The following is a 22,773-nucleotide window of genomic DNA, read 5'->3' on the forward strand; positions in this document are numbered from 1 at the left end:
CTGTTAAGGTACCGAAACTCCCGCGCGTAAGAATGCTTCCATCATTGCCGGGCCTGGCGGCCCCTCACTCAACACGGTTCCAATACCTCCCAATTCACAAACCCTGAAGGCGGCACGCCGTCCAATTTTTGAGGACGTGGCCAACACTACCGTGTTATTCGCGCGCTTCATCATGGCGCGGGCAATATGTGCCTCATCCACATTGGCGTCAGTTGCTCCAATGTCTGCATCAAGACCCGCAACCGTTATAATTGCATGGTCGACTTGAAATTGGGTAATTTGTTCGAGCGCTGTTGGCCCAATTGTTTGATCATTCCCAGGCGCATACTTTCCCCCCAGAAGGTATATGTGAGTATCCACATCCGCACGCCCGAAGACCATCGCTATGCTGAGTGAGTTAGTTATCACTGTCAATCCATGCGTCATGACTAATGCTTCGGCGGCGATCAAAGTGGTTGACCCTGTATCCATAAATACAGTGTCGCCAGGTTGAATGATGTCCCGGAGTTTCTTTGCAATTATCTGCTTGGCTTTCGGGTCCTCGACCATGCGCTCTGAGAACGTGCCTTCGGAATGCAAAAGGGGCGGTAACGCCCCGCCATGGACTTTTCGCACCAGCCCTCGCGCATCCAGATTGCTCAGGTCGCGTCGAATGGTTTCAGGAGAAACACCGAATGCCTGTGCCAGATAATCGACGCTCATCCTGCCGTCGCTGGCGATGAGCTTGATAATACTTGTTCTGCGATCTGATGTTTTCTTTGACACCCAGCACCCCTCTCTTGTGTTAATTAGCGGGTTTCACACTTTGCTCGTCAACACTAAAATGCCCAATCGGTCATTCTTTTTGACCAGTTATTGACTGTTTGGTGTGTTTGATCGTAAATCGTCCAGGACATAGTCAAAATTCTTCCTGCAGAAAGACTCCAGATGTCGCCCTCGGCGAGTAATACAGGCGAAGTGTTCGATGTTGCCGTGATTGGAGCGGGGGTTGTCGGCTGTGCCATCGCGCGCCGTTTTACCTTGGAAGGCGCGCGAACAATCGTGCTTGAAAAAGGCCATGATATTCTGGACGGGGCCTCAAAATCGAATAGCGCCATTTTGCATACCGGGTTCGATGCGCCACCAGAGTCGCGGGAGGCGCACTGCATTCAGGCTGGATATCAGGAATATGAAAGAATTCGCGGTGCGTTGAACCTGCCGCTTGATCGATGCGGTGCCCTGGTTCTGGCCTGGACGGAAGAGCAGGAGGCGCGTCTTCCGACCCTCATGCAACAAGCCCGGGACAATGCTGTTGATGATGTCAAACTGTTGTCACGGTCTGAAACAGTCGGGCTGGAACCCAATCTGGCCACTCAGGTTCGGGCAAGCTTTCGGGTGCCCCGTGAGGCGCTGATTGATCCCTGGTCTGCGCCCCATGCTTATCTGGAACAGGCGCTGTTGAATGGTGCCATGCTAAAGCGCAATTGTGCCGTCCGGGCTGGCGAATTCGATGGTCAGCAGTGGCATCTTGAAACCAGTCATGGCACGATCCATACCAAGTTTGTAATCAATGCGGCCGGTCTTTTTGGGGATCACATAGACAAAGCATTGTTGGGACGAACAGATTTTGAAATCCGTCCCCGTAAAGGCCAATTTATTGTTTTCGATAAAACCGCGGCGCGGCTCAGCCGCCATATTCTGCTGCCTGTTCCCACTGAAACGACAAAAGGGATTGTGGTTTGTCGTACCATTTGGGGCAATCTGTTGGTTGGCCCGACCGCTGAAGAACAAAGTGATCGGGAAACGGCAGAACTGGTGCCTGAAACGCTGGACTATCTGCACCAGAAAGGCATTGAAATTCTGCCCGCTCTCGCGACAGAGGATATCACCGCAATTTATGCCGGGTTGCGTCCCGCCAGCGGTCAAAAAGAATATCAAATTCGGGCGCATGCCGGTCACAATATGATCACCGTTGGCGCGATCCGCTCGACTGGACTAAGCGCGGCCCTGGGGATTGCGAAATACGTTTTCGACCTTGGACAAGAGGCGGGTCTGCAATGCACGCCGCTGGTCGATCCTGTGCACCAGCCAATCGAAAACATGTCGGAGGATCTTGAGCGGGATTGGCAACGGCCCGGCAATGGCGGCATTATATGCCATTGTGAGCGGGTCACCCGACGCGAGATAGAGGTGGCGATGTCCGGGCCACTGGCACCAAATTCACTTGCTGGATTGAAACGCCGAACGCGGGTTACGATGGGACGGTGTCAGGGCTTCTATTGCACCGCTGCGCTGGCGGAGTGCACGAAGGGTAAGCTTACACACCCCATTGCAGGGGCCCGCCATGACGACTGAGCTTCCTAAAACATGTGATGTCCTGATCGTGGGGGGCGGGCCCGCCGGTCTGTCCGCCGCTTATGCCCTTCGTGCGGCTGGCGCGGGGGATGTCCATGTGATTGAGCGTGAGCCTGAAATGGGGGGGATTCCACGACATTGCGGTCACTCGCCCTATGGCATGCGCGAATTTCACCGTTTGATGGGCGGGGCCCGTTATGCCAGGCGCCTGACCGAACGCGCATATCAGGCGGGTGCCGCCCTTCACTGCAACGTAACCGTGATGGCCCTTCATCCGGGGGGACGTGTTTCGGTGTCTGGTCCTGAGGGTCTCTGTGACATTCAAGCCCGCGCTGTCTTGTTGGCCACCGGGGCGCGCGAAAGCTCCCGCGTTGCCCGATTTGTCGGCGGGACAAAACCGGGTGGCGTGCTCAATACGGGCAGCCTGCAAGGCCTGGTCTATCTGGATGGGTTGCAGCCTGTCCGTCGCCCGCTGATTGTGGGTAGCGAGCTTGTGTCATTTTCCGCCTTTTTGACCTGTCGCTATGCCGGGGCAAGGCCGGTGGCGATGATAGAAGCTGGCAATCGCCCGACCGCCCTGTGGCCCGCGCATTGGATGCCGAAACTTTTAGGCACGCCGGTACTGTTCAATACCGAATTGACGCAGATCCATGGCAAGGCCCGCGTTGAAGCGGTCACCCTGCGCAGGGATGGTGTTTCGCGGGATATCGAGGCGGATAGCGTCATATTTACGGGCAAGTTTCGACCGGAAAATGCATTGTTGCGCCAGTCCCATATCCGTGTAGATGCCGCAACCAATGGCCCGGAAGTGGACCAGTATGGACGCTGCTCAGATCCATCCTACTTTGCGGCGGGGAATGTTTTGCGCGCCATAGAAACCGCTGGATGGTGCTGGCAAGAGGGACGCAGCGTTGCCACGGCAATCCTCGCGGCTCTGGAGGACCGACTTCCCGATCGCAGCAGCGCGCATCGCATATCCAATTCCGGCGACCCGATTGCCTATGTCATGCCGCAATTCTGTGTCACCAGCACGGTGCCGCCCGCGTTCGAGGCGGTGCAGCTACGTTTCAGCAGGTCCGCGCGTGGCACTGCCAGATTCGGGGCGAAGTCTTATCGCTTAAAATCGCGCCCAGAACGTCGTATCACTGTGCCATTGCTACAGGGTGATGCCCCAATGACCTTAAGTTTTGATGAGGCGACATGACATTTCTTGCAATTGATCAGGGAACAACCAGCACGCGCGGCCTCATCGTGGATGAAAAGGGACACACGGACGTCATTTTCAGCAAATCACACCGTCAAATATATCCACATTCTCAATGGGTCGAACATGATCCAGAAGAGTTGCTCACCCATATTCTGGCCTGTATCGATCTGGGGCGAGAGCGAGGCGTCCGTGCGGTTGGCATCGCCAACCAAGGGGAAAGCTGCCTTGCATGGGACGCAAAGACGGGAAAGGCGCTATCCCCCGTTATCGTATGGCAAGACGCACGGACCCAGGCGAAAATAGAACACCTGCGCGCCGATGGTTTTGAAGCCACGGTTTTGCAGCGTGCGCGGTTGCCACTCGATCCATATTTCTCCGCGTCTAAACTGGGCTGGATATTGGAAAATATTCCAGCCGCCACTGAATGCGCCGCACAGGGTCGATTGCGGCTCGGCACCACCGATGCCTTTTTTCGGGACCGTTTGACCGGGGATTTTGCGACTGACCTTGCAACAGCATCGCGCACCGCTCTCCTTAACATTGCAGACGGTGTTTGGGATCCCGATCTCTGTGCGCTTTTTGGGGTGCCGATAGAGGCATTGCCGCGCATAACGGCCTGCAATGGACGTTTTGGCGATGTGGATGGCTTGCCGCTGACGGCCAGCATTGTTGATCAGCAAGCAGCGCTCTATGGCAATTGTGCCGCGAATGTTGGGGATGCGAAGGTGACCCTGGGGACCGGGGCCTTCGTGCTCGCCTTGTCTGGTGACACAATCAAATCAAACAGCGGCGGGGCGTTGCCAACAGTTGCCTGGCAGGAGGACGGCCACTCACCGATCTATGCTTTGGAAGGCGGTGTATATGCGGCCGCTGCTGCGGTGAACTGGGCAAAAGGGATCGGGTTGTTCACCGATTTTGATGAATTGATGCGATTTGAGGAGTCCAGCATGCTGGATCGTGGTCTCGCCTTTGTGCCCGCACTGGCGGGCTTGGCCTGCCCCTATTGGGATCGCAATGCCAAGGGCAGTTGGCTTGGCTTAACCTTGGACACGACGCAGGCCAATATGATGCAGGCTGTTCTGGAGGGGATCGCCTATCGCGTTGCACAAGTGCTCGCAGCCATGAACTCTCAGATATCGCTGAATTCCAGCCTGCGGGTTGATGGCGGCATGTCTGCCAACCCATGGTTCTGCCAGTTGCTGGCGGATGTGACCGGGAAAGAGGTATTGGCTGGCACCGAAACGGAATTGACCGCCATCGGCGTCGCCCGATTGGCAGCCCGGTGCATGGGAGAAGACATCGTGCCCGCCTTCGATCTGCATACAACTGCACCCCGGAAAAATGCCGCTGTGCACCCAGACCGCTTTGCAACCGCCTGCAAGATCACCCAACAATGGGGATAGAACGGCGCTCCAAACGGAGGAAACTGCCTCTGGTGATTGACGTGGTTGCGGATTGTGGCATGGGGTGCCTGGAACCTGCTTTTTACCCAAGTGCCCCAAAATGCGCCCTGCAGGCCGCCTCCACTTCTGGAATGCGGAGCAATCGCGCAAATTGCACGGGGAGCCACATCCTGAAGTAAAACTTGTCCCATCGCCGGACCAGGTAACGCGTGCTGAGCGACCCCATTAGTACGGTTCCTGTACCAGCACGGAAATCGCCTAGGTCCGCATTCTGCAACGTATTGATCATAAACGATCAATCATGAAACTGGCGGAGAGGGGGGGTCGAACTAAGAATAAAAACACAATCATTTCAATGTTCTATTTAGATTTGAATTTAAGGTTTGTACCACTTCGCCAATACTTCTGTACCTTCACGATATGAACCGCCCCGGGATTGCCGGAGGCTGCTTGTAAAGAATTTCGCCGCCAGTGTTTGATCGTTCTGCATGGCGTTATAGCGTTGCTCTGCCTCTGCGGGTGGACCGTTTCCTATAGGCTCCATCAATCTGCGGTTACTGAACCAATCCACCCATTCCAGGGTCCCAAGCTCGACGGCTTCCAATGTCTTCCATGGCTCACGTCGGTGAATGACTTCCGCTTTGTCGCCACCTGTCTGTCGTGTCTGCGATTTCTGTCTCATCTTCATTCCCCTTCGGGTCATTACGATGAACCAGAAATCCTCGCCTATGCAATTCCACTAATTTGTCCCTTAGGCGCTGACGTCAGACAGTTAAACGCGGAGATTGAGGCCCTGATAGAGCAAGGTGTTCTCGTAAGAGACGAATAGACAGGATTTGTGTTTCAAATGCAGGGGAGGGGGGCTGAGTTTGCCCAGTATCATCACGGTCACTTTTCTAGTCCGCAGCTGACTATCGTTATCAACTCGATGATTTGAGGGTTAGTTGGGAAGCAGGAAACTGGGGGGGGCGTCAGAACAGATGGACCCCCTCACGAATTTAATACATTCTATGAATCTTCAGCTACACTATTGCGGTTTGATTTCACCGTTCACTCTGGAAAATCACTACATGTTTTTTGGTCTAAGAAATTTAGGGTTTTTTGTTGTGCTTCTAAGTTTTCATGCAGCGCTGCTAACCCTTTACTTTTTTCCAATCCGGTACGACCCTTTTCAAGAAGGCGCAAACGGTTCTGTCGTGTCCTCCTATGGAAATCTCCCAATCGACGGCCTCTTAAGGATCAAGTATGAACACGCACTCAGTAACCCTCGTTACTCGGTTGGTGTGTTTGGGAACAGCCGAATTGTGATGATTGGGCACAATGATGTGGGGTTACAGGAAGATGAATTCTTTAATTTCGGGATAGGTGGTACTTCATTCTTGCAGTCTGTCACCCTTTTGGAAGAACTGGCAAAGGAAGGTAAAGCGCCAGATGTGTCAATTATCAGCCTTGATCATCCGGAAATGCAGTTTTTTAATTACCCATATTGGCCCGGTCCCCTGCACCGATTAAGCATCATCACAGATACCTTGGGATTATCAAATGGCAACGTGCCGTCACAAGAATCAGCTCTTGAGTTTTTAAAGAGTCTCAAGAACATGATTAAAGTCGCGTGGGGGCAGGTAAAGCAAATTTGGAACTTTGATGCTGCGCAACGGTATTTTAAGTTTATGCTTTTGCAAATTTGGCCAGATTATTCTGAATATGGGGCCAAGCCATATGCTTCAGATGGCTCTACACCGATCAAGCCTTTGCTCGAGTATCATAAGAATGAATTCACCGAAAAGACACCATTATCGGAGATGTCTAACCGGTATCTAGAGGAGTCTGTAAAGTCGCTTGGTCGTTTAAAAAAGGCTTACGGGTTGACCGTTATCGTTTATGAATCTCCCATTGAACCGAAAATCGCCAGCCGTTTGAAAGCCATCAGTGGGCCCTATGCAAAGGAAACGCAAAATCGCATTTTATCCACCTGTGTCGAGGTGGAACTGGACTGCAGGAAGGCCCCAAGTCTCGTTGCGCCGAAAGGGGGGCCCTATTGGCATGATTGCTGTCATGCGCCTGCAGGTCAGTTGGGACGCTACATTGGGTCACTAATCGAGTCAGCAAAGCGAGTGACCCCTTTTGCTGTTCAATGACCTCAACTTCTTAATTCTTTTCTTACCAGCGGTGACAATTACGACCTGGTGGCTGGTCCCAGATCAGTTCCGTATTCATGTTTTGATTATTGCGTCGTTCATTTTTTATGGGATGTCAGGCTGGGAGCATGCTCTTCTGCTGCTGATGTCTACCCTATGGGTATATCTTTTCACGCATGGATTATTGGCAATAGGATCACGCTGTCGCCTTGTTCTGGCGATCGCATTTCCCGTCGCTGCGTTAGTGTACTTAAAATATACCAATTTCATTCTTTATGATGTTCTGTCACTGGAAAGTAGCGGTGGTGAGGGAGCGTTCTCGCTTTTTCGCGACGTCGTGTTGCCTGCCGGCATTTCATTTTTTACGTTCCAACTGATTGGTTATGCCATAGACCGATATCGGGGAAGTGTGAAAGAACCTCCGACACTAAAGGCTATGTTACTGTATATTAGTTTCTTTCCCCAATTGATCGCAGGACCCATTGTTCGATTGGCACAGGTATCAAGTGCCATTGAAAATCTGCCATCGTTTCGACCAAAACGACAGAACATCGCCGATGCATTCGGGTTTATTGCCATCGGCCTAAGTTACAAGGTTTTGATTGCCGACAGCTTGCATCATGGTTTAAAGCCTATGTTGGAAAAGCCAGAAGAAATTGGCTTAATTGGGTTTGCCTACCTAATTCCAGCATACTCTTTTCAGATATATTTTGATTTTTATGGGTATTCACTAATTGCCATTGGTCTTGGGAAGCTGTTTGGCTTCTCTTTGCCTATAAATTTTCGTGCACCCTATTCGGCGCTAAATCCAAAAGACTTCTGGCGACGGTGGCATATCACGTTATCTTATTGGATTCGCGATTATCTCTATCTTCCATTGAGGGGAAACAAAAACTACAAACGCAATATTCTGATTGTTTTTGGTGTGTGCGGATTGTGGCATGGTGCCGGCTTCTCCTTCATTGTGTGGGGCCTGTTTCATGGTTTGTTTGTGATACTCTATAATCAAAATGTGAAGGCTTGGGATGCATTGCCCAGATTCCTCCAATGGATGATGACATTCTCCCTGGTCAGCGTTTCTTGGTTGTTGTTTGTTTTTGAAGTTCAGGACCTTTCCACCGCATTTGCGTCTATGGTGCGGGGCGGCTATGCAGAAGGGGTTGATATTACTTATGAAATGCTGCTCATAATCGCTGTAGCCGCATTGGTTTGTTTCCGCATTAAGGCCGAAAAACTCGCAACGATCGATTTTTCTAAGCCACTAATGTCGTTCGCATGGGGCGGAGTCTTGGGAGCTGCCTTTTTCATGTCCCTCATGTTCGTGGACCGTTCGGAAGCATTTATCTATTTTAGGTTTTAGACAATACGATGAAATCCTTCAGCATGAAATCTATGTATGCTTTGAGGGTGAGAAGCAGTAAGGTATTGAAAAAAAGATAATGGCGGAGAGAGGGGGATTCGCACTAGAAGAATAAAAATATAATAAAAACAATATACTATACATTCCTAAATTTTGAGTTTGTACCACTCCTTCCAGTATTTTGTACCTATCCAGCACTCTTTCTATGTATCATTTGGATGTTAGGTTTCTGGCACGGGTGAACTCATGTTTAGAGTTTGAATCGTTAGTTGTACCTTTGTGACCGCCTAATGGATATTTGTGACTCATTAGAGAAAGGCTTTTTTGATCGAGTGACAGCCTTCACTAATTTTTACGCTGAATATCACAAAGGCTTACTTTGATAAGACAAAAATGCACTTGCGAATGAGTTGCATTCCTATTTCTGTCTCATCTTCATTCCCCTTCGGGTCACTACGATGAACTAGAAATCCTCTCCTATGCAATTTCACTAATCTGTCCCATAGGCGCTGACGTCAGACAGATAGTCATGATAATGCCCTTATCATCCGCAGCATCACCGATATCGCCCAGTCGCTAAGAATGTCCGATAGAAACGTACTTGATTATTATATACGAGATGGAAATGTAATCGGTGGTGAGACAAAAAGTAAAGTATCGCGACATTTATTGATCACAAAATGCAGTTTTATGTTTCTATTAAATCAATCGCCAATGAAATCCGTCATCGAGAGTGAGCAGGAGGGTGTTTTGTGGTGCTGTCATATTAATTAAAACACGCCCTAGTTTGCTGATTGATAGCTTGATTTATGCATCACTAACCTGCTGCCGCTCAATGAGCGTAGCAACGAAATCCCTGTGTTTCCAGATCTTTGCCGCGAACATCGGATCAAGCAGGTTCCACTAGTGTCGTGCCGTCTTTAGGAAGATATTAATGCCCACATTGGCGTGACGAAAAGGGTGAAAATTTTTATTGTAAAATTAGTAATTGTCATACAATATTGTGTTATGAAATAGTCCATCAATCAAATGAAAGGGATCATGCTTCCGCTGAATAACAGGCCGAACAAGATGATCCTGCACCTCAGTAACAAGGAGTTTCCTGTGAAGTTATTTCTAACGCCGCGTTCTTGCTCTATGGCCGTGGACATTGTCGCGCGCGAAGCAAAGATTCCGCTAGATCTCGTCTGGGTTGATGTTCGGAATAAGAAGCTGATGGATGGCGGCGACTATTATAAAGTCAACCCAAAGGGCCAAGTGCCAGCCCTTCAAACCGACTCCGGCGAGTATCTCACCGAAGGGGGCGTGATCATCCAATACATCCTTGATGCGACTCCAGGAAATACGCTTCTGCCGCGCGAACTCGGTCTTCATCGCTACCGTGTGCTTGAGTGGTTGAGCTTTATCAGTGCTGAATTGCATAAAGGGTTTACCCCGTTGTTTCGGCCGACCACGCCCCCTGAATACAGAGCGATTGCCGTTGAAAATTTGAACAAGCGCTTTGCATGGTTAGATGAAGTTCTGGCTGAGCAACAATTTTTGTGCGGCGACGCATTCACCGCCGCTGATGCTTATTGCTTCACAATTGTAAAGTGGAGCGACATGCACAAGGTCGACATCTCAAGCTGGCCGCATTTGGTTGCCTATCTCGATCGCGTTGAGCAGCGCCCGGCAGTTCAGGCTGCGCTGGAAACAGAGCGCAAGCAATTGGAAGCCTAAGGCAGCTAGATATCTTGTACTTTAGAAGTTGAGAGGGAAGTTCGTGACGCAGCGATGGGTAAATAGGCCTGACGGGTCAAATTGGGGTGAATTCGGGGAAGATGATCAACGGGGGGCTATGAACCTTGTTGGGCCTGATCAACTCCAAAAGGGCGTGAATGAAATTCAAGGCCTTAAAACATTTAATCTGTCGTTGCCACTGGATCTTCCCGGTGGGACCGCATTGCATCCGTCGCGGCACCCGCCGCGTCGGTTTGCGACCTTGCGGGGTGGCAAGAATGCTGGCGAACAGTGTTTCTGTTTTGCGATGTCTCGGGAAAACCCAAACTTCACGGATGTCTTCAGCGACGATGTGGTTTTGCTGCATACCCAATATTCCACACAATGGGATGGATTGGCCCATGTGGGGCAAGAATTTGATGCCGATGGGGACGGGGTAGAGGAAATTGTTTTCTATAACGGTTTCCGAGCGGACACAGACGTTGTGCGCGCAGAGCGATCTTCCCCGGATGGGGAGGCGGCCTGGGATACATGGGAAACCCCCCGCGCCAATGCCCTGGGGATTGAGCAATTGGCAGATCATGGCGTGCAGGGTCGCGCCGTCATGATTGATCTGTTTAGTCACTATGGCGAAGAAAACCACGCGGTCACGTATGACGAGCTGATGGAAATCCTGAAGAAGGATAATGTTGATGTCGAACGCGGCGATATGGTGTGTTTTCATACTGGCCTGGACGACCTAATTCTTCAGATGGCAGGGAATCCTGACCGTGAGAAATTGCTGTCATCTTGTGCGGGGCTTGATGGTGGTGACGAGCGCTTGCTGCAATGGATAACGGATACTGGCATCGCAGCCTTGATATCCGACAATATGGCGGTTGAGCTTATGCCGAAATCTCTTCGATCCGAAGGGCGGCATGCCATGCTGCCGCTGCATAATCACTGTCTTTTCAAGAACGGTATCCATCTTGGTGAATTGTGGCGCCTGGGGGAGTTGTCCCGTTGGCTTCGTGCGAATAAGCGCAGTCGGTTCTTGCTGACCGCCCCGCCTTTGAATCTGCCCGGAGCCGCTGGTTCACCAGTGTCACCCATCGCGACTGTATAACGAGGAAATTGATCAATGAAATTTGGTGTTCATCTTCCGAGCAATTTCGGTTTTGACAATATCCAGGATGTCCTGGAAATGGCTCAGATGGTTGAGCGTTTGGGCTTTGACTCGGTCTGGGTCAGTGAGCACATCTTCAATGCGGGCTATATCGCCAATCGCCTTGGTGATCGACCTTATTATGCGCCGCTTCCCGTGCTCAGCGCTGTTGCGGCGGTGACGGAACGGGTGCGGGTTGGAACCTCCATTCTGGTGCTGCCCTATCACAACCCGATGGTGCTGGCGAAAGACCTTGCAACAATCGATGCCGTTTCCATGGGGCGTTTGACCATTGGGATCGGTGTCGGTGTGATTAAGGAAGAGTTCGATGCTTTGGGGTATGATCACTCCAAACGCGGGGCCTTCACGGATGAGGCTATTGCCATAATGAAGGAGTTGTGGACGAAGCAAGACCCGGAATTTGAGGGTAAGTTCCATAGCTTCTCCGGTATGCGTTTTACGCCAAAACCAATCCAAACACCCCATCCCCCTTTCTGGATCGGTGGGTCCAGCAAGGCAGCCATGCGGCGTGTTGCGACTGTTTCAAATGGTTGGCACTTGTTCCGTCTGCCGGAGCAGGGGCTTGCGGTGGCGATTCAGGACGTGCGGGATCAGGCGGATGCACTAGGCCGTGATAGCAAGGACTTGGTCATGTCCGCGCGATGCGACCTGGATATTCTCGAAGAGTCACCGAAAGAATTTGCTGAAGATTACAATCAAGACCTGGGCCAACGCTTCCGACTTGTTGGACGTGTCGATGAGATCGTCGATGGTATCGGAGCCTATCAAGAGCAGGGCATAGACTATCTTGTCCTGGCGGTGAATTCGACAGACCGACAAAAGAACTTCGATGTCATTCAGCAATTTGCTGAAGATATTGCGCCCAAATTCTCGTGACGGGGCGGGGCGGCTAACATCTGCTGACTCTCTAATCACTCACTAGAATGCATTGGCACAAAGGCGGCGGCCGTTCAGACAAATTTGAATGGTCGGCCGTAACCGCAAAAGTGGAAGGCACTGGTAGAATGAAAATTGCAATAATTGGTGGCAGTGGCAGTTTGGGGCGCGGGCTTGCTATGCGCTGGGCACGGTCCTCCCATTCCGTGATCGTTGGGTCGCGTGATAGTGCCAAGGCAGCCGAGGTGGCCGCACAGATGAATACGGATGCGGGCGTGACAAGCATCACGGGGGCGTCCAATCAGGATGCTGCATCCCAGGCTGATATCGTCGCTTTGACTGTGCCTTATGCCAACCATTCTGAATCCCTAAAGCAGATTGCGTCGGCGTTGGATGGCAAGATTTTGATTGATGTCACGGTGCCCTTGAAGCCGCCAAAGGTTCGCACGGTCAGCCTTCCAGAAGACGGCCCCGTTGCGAAGACCAGCCAAACCATCCTGGGCGACAATGTTCGGGTGGTGTCTGCATTCCAAAATGTCGCCGCCGCCCATCTTGCCGATTTGGATCATGCCATCGATTGCGATGTCTTGGTTTGTGGAAATGATGTGGATGCCCGCGAAACCGTTATTGGCCTGGCCAATGAAATTGGCATCAAGGCATGGCATGCTGGCGTGATCGATAACTCGGTTGTTGCAGAGGCATTGACCTCCGTGCTGATATTTATCAATGGGAAGTACAAGATCCCCGGTGCGGGCATTCAGATTTCTGGCATCCCCGCCGATTTGGGGGATCCGCAGTAGGCGCATGATGAGATGAGCCAGCCCGTCACGTTAACTGCCCTGGAGGGATTGCCGCTTTTCAAAGACGGTGATGATCTTGTGACGGCGACGCTTGCAGCCATGGGCCAGTTGAATGGCGGTCTGAAAGACGGCGACATTCTGGTTTTTGCCCAAAAGGTTGTTTCTAAGGTTGAAGGACGGGTCGCCCAACTGAGCAGCGTAACACCCAGCGCCAAAGCAGAGGAGCTGGCGCTGGTTGCCGATAAAGACCCAAGACTGGTTGAGTTGATCCTGTCGGAGTCTCAAACCGTGATGCGCTGCCGGCGGGGCGTTATCATTGTGCGCCATCGCTTAGGGACAGTGTTGGCGAATGCCGGAATTGATGCCTCAAATGTGGATGAGGCCGGAGACCTGGTTCTGTTATGGCCCTTAGATCCAGATGCCAGTTGTCGGCGAATCCGCGAACAAATTCTGAAACAGACAGGCAAAAATGTCGCTGTCGTCATCAATGATAGCATTGGGCGAGCCTGGCGGATGGGCGCTGTTGGATTAGCGATTGGGTCCGATGGTTTGCCTGCCTTAATAGATTTGCGGGGGCGCCCGGACCTCTTTGGTCGTCCCTTGCAGGTCAGCGAACAGGCAATTGCGGATGAAGTGGCGGGGGCTGCCTCCCTGGTACAGGGGCAAGCAGCGGAATCCCGGCCCGTCGTTCTGGTCCGAGGGTTGCAGTTCGACGCGCCAAACAGCGATGTTTCGGTCTTGCTGCGGCCTGAGGCAGAGGATTTGTTCCTATGAGTGATCAGGGCAAGATTGTCGTTCTCTCTGGGGGCGTTGGCGGCGCGAAGCTGGTCTATGGCCTGTCCAAGGTTTTGCCGCCGGACGCGCTTTTGGTTGTTGCCAATACAGGTGATGACTTCAGCCATATGGGGCTGAGGATTTGCCCCGACATTGACAGCCTGACCTATGCCTTATCTGACCTTGCTGATCCGGTGCGAGGCTGGGGTCGTGTTGATGAAACCTGGAATTTCATGCGCGCCCTAAAACAGGTTGGTGGTGAAGACTGGTTCAATCTTGGCGATATGGATTTAGCCCTGCATATAATGCGGAGCCATTTGCTGCAGTCCGGAAAAGGACTGACAGAGGCAACCCGAATTCTGTGTCGGAATTTGGGTGTGCAAACCACAATTCTGCCGATGAGTGATGATCCGGTACCAACCATGGTGGACACAGAGTCTGGCCAACTGTCCTTCCAGGAGTATTTCGTTCGGGAACAGTGCCAGCCCAGCGTGAAAGGGTTCAGCTTCCAAGGCGCGGACACGGCCCGCCTTAATCCCGGCCTGCGGACTTGTTTTGAAAATGACGATGTCGCGGCTGTGTTGATTGCGCCCTCAAACCCCTTTGTCAGCATTGACCCCATTCTGGCCATTGGCGGTTTTGCGGATATGCTGGAAGGTTTTGACGGTCCGGTCGTTGCTGTGTCTCCCATCGTTGGGGGGAACGCGATCAAGGGACCCGCGGCAAAAATGATGGTGGAATTGGGCCTGCCCAGCTCTGCGTTGACCGTCGCACAGCATTATCAGGATATCCTGACAGGCTTTGTCCTGGATCAGGTGGATGCTGCCACCGCGCCGCAGATCAAGGCGTTGGATATTGAGGCCCATGTTGAACAGACGATGATGACGGATGCGCTGTCTAAGGTTTCATTGGCGCGGGCCTGTCTGAAAGCCGCAAACGTGGTTTTGGATGGGGGCGGTTAATGGTCACGGCCCTGATCCCAGTTAAGAATACCAGCCAGGCCAAACAACGTCTCGCCCCGGTTCTGGCAGCGGCGGAGCGTGCCGGACTGGCCAGGGCCATGTTGCGCGATGTTTTGGGCGCGGTCACGCATGCGCGGTCAATCGACCAGATCTTTGTTGTGGCTGAGAATGACGAGGTTGCCGGTATTTGTGCAGAATATGGTGTCTCCATCCTGCAAGAGACGGCCAACCGGGGGTACAATCATGCGGTTGCGGCGGGCGTTAAAGCCCTGTCCCCGTTTCAGGGTGATCTTTCTGCTGTCATTCTGCCCTCAGACATTCCCCTCCTCACCGCTTGGGAGGTGGATCAGCTTGTCGCAGAGGCTCAGGGCAGGCTGGTTCGTATCGCGCCCTCTCGCGATGGTATGGGCACAAATGGTCTGTTTTTATCGCCCGCACATGCCATTCCCTCGCAATTCGGTCTTAACAGTGCACGACGTCACCAGCATGTCACAGAGCAGAGCGGTATCCCCTGTGAGTGCGTCGTGCTGCCCGGTTTGGCTTTTGACATCGATACCCCTAACGACCTGCGCGATTTTCGCGCCCTTCGGTCCGATACGATTGCGGGCGGTTTTTTAAGACAGAGCCACATCTTTTCCAGTTCATTTGAGTTTGAAAGGGTTCAGCCATGATGACCTCCAGCGTAAACCATCAGGAACCCGTTCTGTCAGATAAGGCTCGAACGAACGCGGTCACACCCGAATCGTTGCTGGCCATGCCTGATGACGCGCTGATTGATCAGGCTGTGACCCTTCGCGATTCCGCCTGGGGCGAAACCATTTCTTATTCGCGCAAGGTCTTTATTCCGCTGTCCCAATTGTGCCGGGATGTGTGTCACTATTGCACATTCGCGCATCCGCCAAAGAAGGGGATGAGTCCCTATCTGACCGCAGAACAAGTCCTGGATATTGCAAGACAGGGCGCGGCGGTTGGATGCCGGGAGGCTTTGTTCACCCTGGGTGATAAGCCTGAACTTCGCTACCGCGTTGCGCGTGAGGCATTGGCGGAGATGGGATATCCATCCACCCTGGCGTATCTTGCTGACATGGCGAAACTGGTTTTCGCGGAAACCGGTCTGTTGCCCCATCTGAATCCGGGCGTGATGACTGCCCAAGACGTTGAGATGCTGCGCGGCGTTTCCGCCAGTATGGGGATTATGCTGGAATCGTCGTCGTATCGCCTGATGGAGAAGGGCGGATGTCACTATGGATCGCCAGATAAGGACCCACAGGTACGATTGGAAACAATCGCTGAGGCCGGTCGCCAGAATGTGCCGTTCACCACTGGCATTCTGATAGGAATTGGAGAAACCCGCGCAGAACGCCTGGACGCCTTGTTTGAGCTACACGCGCTTCACCAACGGTACGGGCATCTGCAAGAAATCATTGTACAGAATTTCCGCGCCAAGCAGGGCACATTGATGTCGGACGCCACAGAGCCGACAACCGATGAACTGCGGTGGACAATTGCCGCAGCGCGCGTCATTTTTGACAAAGAGGTCAGCATTCAGGCCCCGCCCAATCTGACACCTGATGCTGCGAAGCATCTGATTCCTGCAGGCATTAATGACTGGGGTGGTGTGTCGCCGGTGACCCCGGACCATGTGAATCCAGAAGCGCCCTGGCCGCATCTGGATGCTTTGTCTCAAGAAACCAAAGCCGCTGGAAAGCTGCTTGTTGAGCGTCTGACGGTCTATCCGAAATATCTATTTCAAAACGCGACCAATCTGACGCCAGCGATGCGAAAAACTGCCTTGCATTGTGTCGATTCAGATGGATTCGTGCGAGAGCAGGAATGGTCGCCTGGGCGCGCAGATAAAATCCCATCACCAAGTATTGAACCCGACCTGTTGGCAGGTCGGCATGTTGAAAGAATTCTAACATCGCTGCGCTACGGTTCATCCTTGAGCGAGGGCGATGTGACGCGGCTGTTCAAAGCGCGGGGGGGGGAGTTTGATCTGATTCGGGAAGAGGCAGATGCTCTTCGGGCCTCGACCGTGGGGAACACTGTTCGATATGTTGTGACGCGCAACATAAATTACACAAATATCTGTTCTTTCAAATGTCAGTTTTGTGCCTTTTCAAAAGGAAAGACCTCGGAAGTTCTGCGGGGTAAGCCATATGATTTGAATGTCGATGATATCGCGGCGCGTGCAGAAGAAGCATGGGCCCGTGGTGCAACCGAAGTATGCCTTCAAGGAGGCATCCATCCAAAATACACCGGGGATACATATCTTGGCATCGTTAGGGCTGTTCGCGAGGCTGTTCCGGGAATGCATATCCATGCCTTTTCTCCTTTGGAGATTTCGCAAGGGGCTTCGACCTTGGGGCTCAGTGTTGCATCCTACTTGGAGCGACTGCGCGATGCGGGCCTGGATACCCTGCCGGGAACGGCCGCTGAAATTCTAGATGATGAAGTTCGCGCAATCTTATGTCCCGACAAATTGTCGACGCAGGGGTGGTTGTCAGTCGTAGAAACAGCGCACATGCTAGGGTTGCGCACAACGTCCACCATTATGTTTGGCCATGTTGATCGTCCTTACCATTGGGCGCGTCATTTGCTGCGGCTGCGCATGCTGCAAGAGAGAACCGGCGGTATTACAGAGTTTGTTCCTCTGCCATTCGTTTACATGGAGACGCCTATCTACCTGAAAGGGGCGGTGCGTCGAGGTCCCACATGGCGCGAGACACTGCTGATGCATGCCGTCTCTCGATTGGTTCTTCATCCGGTCATTCAGAACATCCAAACGTCCTGGGTAAAGTTAGGACCAGATGGAGCGGCCCAGTGTTTGGCAAGTGGGGCGAATGATATGGGCGGTACTTTGATGAATGAATCGATCTCCCGGGCTGCTGGAGCAGATTTCGGACAAGAGATGTCGCCCGCTAAAATGGAAGATACGATTCGCCGTGCGGGTCGTGTGCCGGCACAACGCACGACGTTGTACGCAGCGCCCGATACCAATCGAATAGAGGCATCTTTTCAGGCTGCGGAATTGCTCCCAATCAGTTGAGGATAAAGACGTGAATCGGAGCCTTAATGGCTCACTATGATCATTTTCCAATTCAAGTGACAGCGTTTTGAGGCTTTCAGAGAGCCGGGGAGACATCAGAACTATCGTGTTCGCTGTGTCTCCATCCAGGGTTCTTTGGGGTGCCCGTGGAGTAAATATTATTAAATTCAATAAGATAAAGCACTTTTATAAGTTTTTTTAGATCTTTCCAAGTTTTCCCTTGAATCATAATTCAAAATTGTCATACAATTTAATCATACAGAATGCGGGATAATAAAAAGCCCCGTGCTGGAGACTTTTTTGGGGAATTAGGGCATTCGGCAAGATCAATCCAAGCATCTGAATTGGCATAATCCGCGATTCTATCGCATGGATGTCATTGCAGGCGTAAGGCAGATCGGCGGCACGAAAGCAAGAATCTCCCATCGGGTTTTCTGAGATAGTTGAAAGACGAGTCACATTAAACAGAGAGGACGGAGACTATGAAGAAGTACATGAAGGCTGCGACAGCAGCTCTTTCTCTTTCGATTGCCGTGGCATCCGGCACCGCATTTGCGGACGATGTGACCTTGCCAAAAAACCTATCCTGGACATCGTTGACGACATCATCTTCAGCCTATGCGCAATCTGTTGCGATCGGGCAGATGTTGGAAAAGGAATATGGTACGTCACTGCGTGTTATCCCTGGCAACAATGATATTGCGCGCTTGGTTCCAATTCGGGAAAAGCAGACCTCAATCTGCGCCTGTGGGATCACGGCTCTTTTCGCACAAGAAGGCGCTATGGGCTTCGGTGTGAAGAAATGGGGCCCTCAGAAGATGTATAATCTGTTCAACAATCTGACCACGACGATTGGTCAAGGATTGGTGACCACGAAAGACTCCGGTATTAAAACCTTGGCCGATTATCGCGGCAAGCGCATCGTCTATATCAAGGGCGCGGCCGCTCAGAATATTAATGCTGAAGCTTTCTTGGCATTCGCAGGGTTGACCTGGGATGATGTTGAACAGGTTGTTGTGCCAGGCTGGAAGCAAGCGGCAGATGCTATTATTAATGGCCAGGCTGATGCGACATGGGGTGCTACTGTTACCAGTGTGTTTAATCAGATTGCAGCGTCGCCCCGTGGTATTTTCTGGGTCTCGGTTCCTGCGGATGATGAGGAAGGTTGGAAGCGGGCGCGTGCCGTACAGCCACTATGGACGCCAGCCCTTGTCGAGCAGGGGATTGAGGTTGATTCAAATTCGCAAGGCAAGGTGCCTTTTGAAGGTGTTAACTATCCCTATCCAATCTTTGTGGGGTCGGAAAACCTTGACGATCAGACCGCGTATAGCCTGACCAAAGCGGTCATGGAGAACTATGACGGCATCAAGGATGGCGCGCCTAGCATGGGTGGCTATCGCCTGTCTCAGCAGCCCCTGAAGTTTGCATTCCCGTTCCAGCCGGGTGCGATCAAGTACTTCCGGGAAAAAGGCATGTGGACGGAAGAGAATGACAAGCACAATGAAAAGCTGCTGCACCGTATCGAGGTTCTGCAGGATGCCTGGGCATCAATGGACATGAGCTTGGACGACGACGCTTTCACTGAGGCTTGGAAGAAAACGCGTGCAAATGCGTTGGATGCAGCCGGCTTGGATGTTCCTTTCCGCGATTGGTAATCCCCTGGCCTGTCGGGAGGTGCTTTGGCCGATTTGATCGGTCTGGCGCCTCCTGATCGGTGGGGTTAGTGGGATGTTGGAAACGGAAGATAATTCGCTGCCAGCGGAATGACTAAGTTAGGATGAAATTTAAATGTCCGATCACTCTGTAAAAACCAGCCCTTCCTTGGCACCGTCTTCATCAGACTCAGTCCCAGAACGGGTTCGCCAATTAAGAGGTCTTACCCGCTGGTGGTTGATCGCCGCTGCGATTGGCGCCGCCTTTGCCTCAATTTACATCATATTTGGACTGGGGAATCGTCTCGGACTTTATGTGCCGTTAGAGACGCAGTATTTTTACTTCCTACTTGCTGCACTATTGCCTCTCGTATTTTTGTTGTTTCCGGCGTTTGGGGCATTGGAGCATCGCGTTCCGTGGTGGGATTGGATCTTGGCCGCAGTCACGCTGGCCGTGTGCGCCTACTTTACATTTCTATCGAATGATATCGTTGATATTGGTTGGGAATATGATGCGCCCGTATATGCACAAATTCTTGCATTTGTGCTGTGGGGGCTCGTGTTAGAGGCTTGTCGAAGGGCCGGCGGAAACGCTGTCTTCGTCGTCTGTTTGCTGGCCTCGACATACCCGATGTATTCATCTATTGCGCCAGGGTTTCTGTCAGCTCCTAATATCTCGCCTATGACAACTGCCGGATTCCACATATTTGGCAGTGAAAGTATTCTTGGGATCCCAATGACAGCGTTGGGGACGATCGTTATTGGGTTTTTGATTTTTGGTGTTGCGCTGCAATACACAGGGGGTGGTGAATTTTTTCTGAATTTGGCATTCTCTTTGTTGGGGCGTCGCCGTGGTGGCCCTGCAAAGGTTGCGATTTTTGCTTCGGGTCTCATGGGCTCGATGAGCGGCAGTGTCATTACCAATGTGATGACAACGGGCGTGATGACCATTCCGGCAATGAAGCGCGTTGGGTTCCGTGGTAGCTATGCCGCTGGTGTTGAGGCGTGCGCGTCAACTGGGGGGGTCTTGATGCCGCCCGTCATGGGAACAACCGCCTTTGTCATGGCCACATTCTTAGGGATTCCCTATTCAGATATCGTTGTTGCCGCGATTATCCCGTCCCTTCTGTTCTATCTAGGACTGTTTCTTCAGATTGATGCCTATTCCGCTCGAAATGGCTTGAAAGGTCTGGAGGACGCAGAGGTTCCAAAATTTGGACAGGTCATGCGGGAGGGTTGGTACTTCGTCTTTGTATTTGTCCTTTTGATTATCATGCTGGTTTATTTTCAGCGTGAATCACAGGCACCTTATGTCGCGACAGCTCTACTTCTGATCATCAATCAGTTCTCTAAAAAGCATCGCTGGACTTGGGCACGGTTGGAAGCGTTCGTCATCGGAATGGGTACTTTGTTTGCCGAACTGACCGCCTTGCTGGCCTGTGTTGGTTTGGTGATCGGGTCCATGATGTTGACGGGGAAAATTGGCAGTCTCAGTTATCAACTCGTCGCAATAGCGGGCGATTCCGTGATCTTGCTGTTAGTAATGGGGGCGATCACCAGCTTTATACTCGGCATCGGCATGACTGTTACTGCGGCCTATCTTTTTCTGGCCGTAACTTTGGCGCCAGCATTAACCAGCAATGGGTTGGACCCATTGGCCGTCCATTTGTTCATGCTGTATTGGGGGATGATCTCCTTCATCACGCCGCCGGTTGCCATTGGTGCCTTTGCCGCTGCCTCGGTTGCGCGTGCTAATCCCTTCAGGACTGGTCTTGAGGCGATGCGGTTGGGGAGCATCATATACTTCGTGCCGTTCTTTTTTGTCTTGAATCCAGCTTTGATCGGGCAGGGGTCATTTTCAGAGGTTGCCACTGTCTTTTGCAGTGCCGTCATTGGAGTCGGTCTCATTTCTGCAGGGTTGCAGGGGCATTTATTCTGGATCGGCACGATAAAGAACAGCCTGTTGGGCTGGTTGGCCCGTGCCTTACTGTTCCTGAGTGGTTTGGCAATGGCGCTGCCTGGCGACACGGTGGTTATCGCCCTTTCAAATTGGGAGATAATTGGCTTTGCCGCTGTGCTTGCCATCTTGGGCGTCGTTGCAAGCCGCTTTTCACGGCTAGAGCCACAGGATTTGAAACTCACGGTTTCGAAGGTCTCTACAATAGAAAACAGCGGTCGTTAACTTAGGCCGTCTGCATAATTGAGAAGAAAGAGGAGTGATTGACTATGGACGGAACAATTCTTGTCGCTACTGCCGGACAAGGCATTCTGCGCAGCGCGGACGATGGTGCAACGTGGCATCGGTTGGGCCTGAAGGAAGCCATTGAATTCGATGGTACCGTCCGCAGTCTCGCCGTCGATCCTCAGAACCCCACACGCGTTCTGGCCGGGGCCGATGTTGGCATGTGCCTGAGCGTCGATGGGGGCGTTCATTTCGATAAAGTATCGTCGCCGATGGATGGCATGACCGTTTGGGCCATCGCTTATAGCAAAACCGATCCCAAAGTCGTCTATGCGGGCACTGGCGCGCCATCGCGGGGCAGAATGTATCGCTCTGACGATGGGGGTGCGTCCTGGAAAGACCTTGGCGTCGAATTGCCGGAATTCTGCCAAGGCGTGAACCGCCCGCGCATCCTAACAATTTGCGCCCATCCCGAACGAGATGGAGAGGTTTGGTTCGGTGTTGAAGAGGGCGGTGCCTGGCGAAGCACGGATTTCGGGGAAACCTGGTCCCGAGTGGATACCCCTGAAAGCGGCATCAGCAATTCTGACATCCATTGTATTGCTATAGCGGCGGCTAAAGAGGGGGCGCCCACACAGTATTTCGTCGCAACGGTCAACTCTGTTTGGGAAAGCACCGATGATGGCAATACATGGCGTGGTCAGGCATCTAAGGACCGGTTTGATAATCTGTACTATACGCGCACGCTTCAATTGCTGGATCCTGCGGGCAGCGCAATGCTGGTGGCTATGGGCGACGGCACACCCGGAACGCGGACCAAGATTTATCGGTCGGTGGATCGGGGTGAAAGCTGGGTGTCGTCAACGCTGCACACGCCCCCCAATTCAACGGTATGGGTTTTTGGGGCCCATGACAGCAATCCAGATCTTCTGTTTGCCGGTACAAAATATGGCCATCTGCTGCGCTCCGTCGATGGCGGGAAAAGCTGGTTTAAGGAATGGCGTGACTTCAGCGAAATCACGGCGGTTGCCTGGACTCCCTTTGCTGCAGAGGTAAAGGCCCATCCGCAATCGATTGCCTGATCCAGGTTCAAGGAACCATGCCTGCCCAAAGAGGAAAGGGGGAGCCGTTACATCAGCGTATTGCCAAGGG

Annotated in this window: 17 protein-coding genes and 1 pseudogene; 16 read left to right on the forward strand and 2 right to left on the reverse strand. The window is 52.3% G+C overall.

All coding sequences use genetic code 11. The annotated features are described in order from the left end of the window. Positions 1–3: 3 nt before the first annotated feature. On the reverse strand, positions 4–765 hold the full coding sequence (locus tag ACOSDM_RS00130; protein ID WP_420722430.1) for a DeoR/GlpR family DNA-binding transcription regulator: 762 nt from the start codon (positions 763–765) through the stop codon (positions 4–6). A gap of 162 nt (positions 766–927) precedes the next feature. Between ACOSDM_RS00130 and ACOSDM_RS00135 the strand changes: the two genes are divergently transcribed. Genes ACOSDM_RS00135 through ACOSDM_RS00145 form a run of 3 tightly spaced genes read left to right on the forward strand, consistent with a single transcriptional unit; the run spans position 928 to position 4,944 of the window. Continuing rightward, entirely contained in the window at positions 928–2,334 is a 1,407-nt protein-coding gene (locus ACOSDM_RS00135; RefSeq protein WP_420722431.1) for an NAD(P)/FAD-dependent oxidoreductase, read from the forward strand. Next, on the forward strand, positions 2,324–3,538 hold the full coding sequence (locus ACOSDM_RS00140; RefSeq protein ID WP_420722432.1) for an NAD(P)/FAD-dependent oxidoreductase: 1,215 nt from the start codon (positions 2,324–2,326) through the stop codon (positions 3,536–3,538). Before ACOSDM_RS00135 ends, ACOSDM_RS00140 begins: the two co-directional genes overlap by 11 nt. After that, the gene (locus tag ACOSDM_RS00145; protein WP_420722433.1) at positions 3,535–4,944 is read left to right on the forward strand and encodes an FGGY family carbohydrate kinase; all 1,410 of its coding nucleotides are present in this window, start codon (positions 3,535–3,537) and stop codon (positions 4,942–4,944) included. Before ACOSDM_RS00140 ends, ACOSDM_RS00145 begins: the two co-directional genes overlap by 4 nt. Before the next feature lie 376 nt (positions 4,945–5,320). Here ACOSDM_RS00145 and ACOSDM_RS00150 read toward each other — a convergent pair. Continuing rightward, positions 5,321–5,587: pseudogene (locus tag ACOSDM_RS00150) on the reverse strand (hypothetical protein); the annotation flags it as partial. A gap of 427 nt (positions 5,588–6,014) precedes the next feature. Here ACOSDM_RS00150 and ACOSDM_RS00155 point away from each other — a divergent pair. The 13 genes from ACOSDM_RS00155 (at position 6,015) to ACOSDM_RS00215 (ending at position 22,703) form a co-directional block, all read left to right on the forward strand. Further along, positions 6,015–7,082, forward strand: a complete 1,068-nt coding sequence (locus ACOSDM_RS00155) for a hypothetical protein (protein WP_420722434.1) — start codon at positions 6,015–6,017, stop codon at positions 7,080–7,082. Further along, the gene (locus ACOSDM_RS00160; protein ID WP_420722435.1) at positions 7,069–8,442 is read left to right on the forward strand and encodes an MBOAT family O-acyltransferase; all 1,374 of its coding nucleotides are present in this window, start codon (positions 7,069–7,071) and stop codon (positions 8,440–8,442) included. The genes ACOSDM_RS00155 and ACOSDM_RS00160 overlap by 14 nt, the downstream gene beginning before the upstream one ends. A 1,041-nt stretch (positions 8,443–9,483) precedes the next feature. Further along, positions 9,484–10,161 carry a glutathione transferase GstA gene (gene gstA, locus ACOSDM_RS00165; RefSeq protein WP_420722436.1) on the forward strand — a complete coding sequence of 226 codons (678 nt, stop codon included), beginning with the start codon at positions 9,484–9,486 and terminating at the stop codon, positions 10,159–10,161. A gap of 118 nt (positions 10,162–10,279) precedes the next feature. After that, on the forward strand, positions 10,280–11,266 hold the full coding sequence (locus ACOSDM_RS00170) for a cyclase family protein (protein ID WP_420722437.1): 987 nt from the start codon (positions 10,280–10,282) through the stop codon (positions 11,264–11,266). 15 nt (positions 11,267–11,281) lie between these two features. Then, positions 11,282–12,202, forward strand: coding sequence for an LLM class F420-dependent oxidoreductase (locus ACOSDM_RS00175; protein WP_420722438.1), 921 nt, complete (start codon positions 11,282–11,284; stop codon positions 12,200–12,202). Between the two features lie 128 nt (positions 12,203–12,330). Next, positions 12,331–13,002: an NADPH-dependent F420 reductase gene (gene npdG, locus ACOSDM_RS00180; RefSeq protein WP_420722439.1), complete on the forward strand. Its 672-nt coding sequence runs from the start codon at positions 12,331–12,333 to the stop codon at positions 13,000–13,002. Between the two features lie 12 nt (positions 13,003–13,014). Further along, positions 13,015–13,776: a coenzyme F420-0:L-glutamate ligase gene (cofE, locus tag ACOSDM_RS00185; protein ID WP_420722440.1), complete on the forward strand. Its 762-nt coding sequence runs from the start codon at positions 13,015–13,017 to the stop codon at positions 13,774–13,776. Continuing rightward, a complete protein-coding gene (gene cofD / locus ACOSDM_RS00190; RefSeq protein ID WP_420722441.1) occupies positions 13,773–14,738 on the forward strand; it encodes a 2-phospho-L-lactate transferase in 966 nt (321 codons plus the stop codon). Before cofE ends, cofD begins: the two co-directional genes overlap by 4 nt. Beyond that, entirely contained in the window at positions 14,738–15,409 is a 672-nt protein-coding gene (cofC, locus tag ACOSDM_RS00195; RefSeq protein WP_420722442.1) for a 2-phospho-L-lactate guanylyltransferase, read from the forward strand. Before cofD ends, cofC begins: the two co-directional genes overlap by 1 nt. Beyond that, positions 15,406–17,787: a 5-amino-6-(D-ribitylamino)uracil--L-tyrosine 4-hydroxyphenyl transferase CofH gene (gene cofH / locus ACOSDM_RS00200; RefSeq protein ID WP_420722443.1), complete on the forward strand. Its 2,382-nt coding sequence runs from the start codon at positions 15,406–15,408 to the stop codon at positions 17,785–17,787. Before cofC ends, cofH begins: the two co-directional genes overlap by 4 nt. Positions 17,788–18,269: 482 nt before the next feature. Then, the gene (locus ACOSDM_RS00205) at positions 18,270–19,442 is read left to right on the forward strand and encodes a TAXI family TRAP transporter solute-binding subunit (RefSeq protein ID WP_420722444.1); all 1,173 of its coding nucleotides are present in this window, start codon (positions 18,270–18,272) and stop codon (positions 19,440–19,442) included. 235 nt (positions 19,443–19,677) lie between these two features. Next, the gene (locus tag ACOSDM_RS00210) at positions 19,678–21,621 is read left to right on the forward strand and encodes a TRAP transporter permease (protein WP_420722445.1); all 1,944 of its coding nucleotides are present in this window, start codon (positions 19,678–19,680) and stop codon (positions 21,619–21,621) included. 44 nt (positions 21,622–21,665) lie between these two features. Then, on the forward strand, positions 21,666–22,703 hold the full coding sequence (locus tag ACOSDM_RS00215) for a glycosyl hydrolase (protein ID WP_420722446.1): 1,038 nt from the start codon (positions 21,666–21,668) through the stop codon (positions 22,701–22,703). The last annotated feature ends 70 nt before the right edge of the window (positions 22,704–22,773 follow it).

It is taken from the genome of Hwanghaeella sp. LZ110 (assembly GCF_048892525.1).
Taxonomy (GTDB): Bacteria; Pseudomonadota; Alphaproteobacteria; order UBA8366; family Aestuariispiraceae; genus Pacificispira.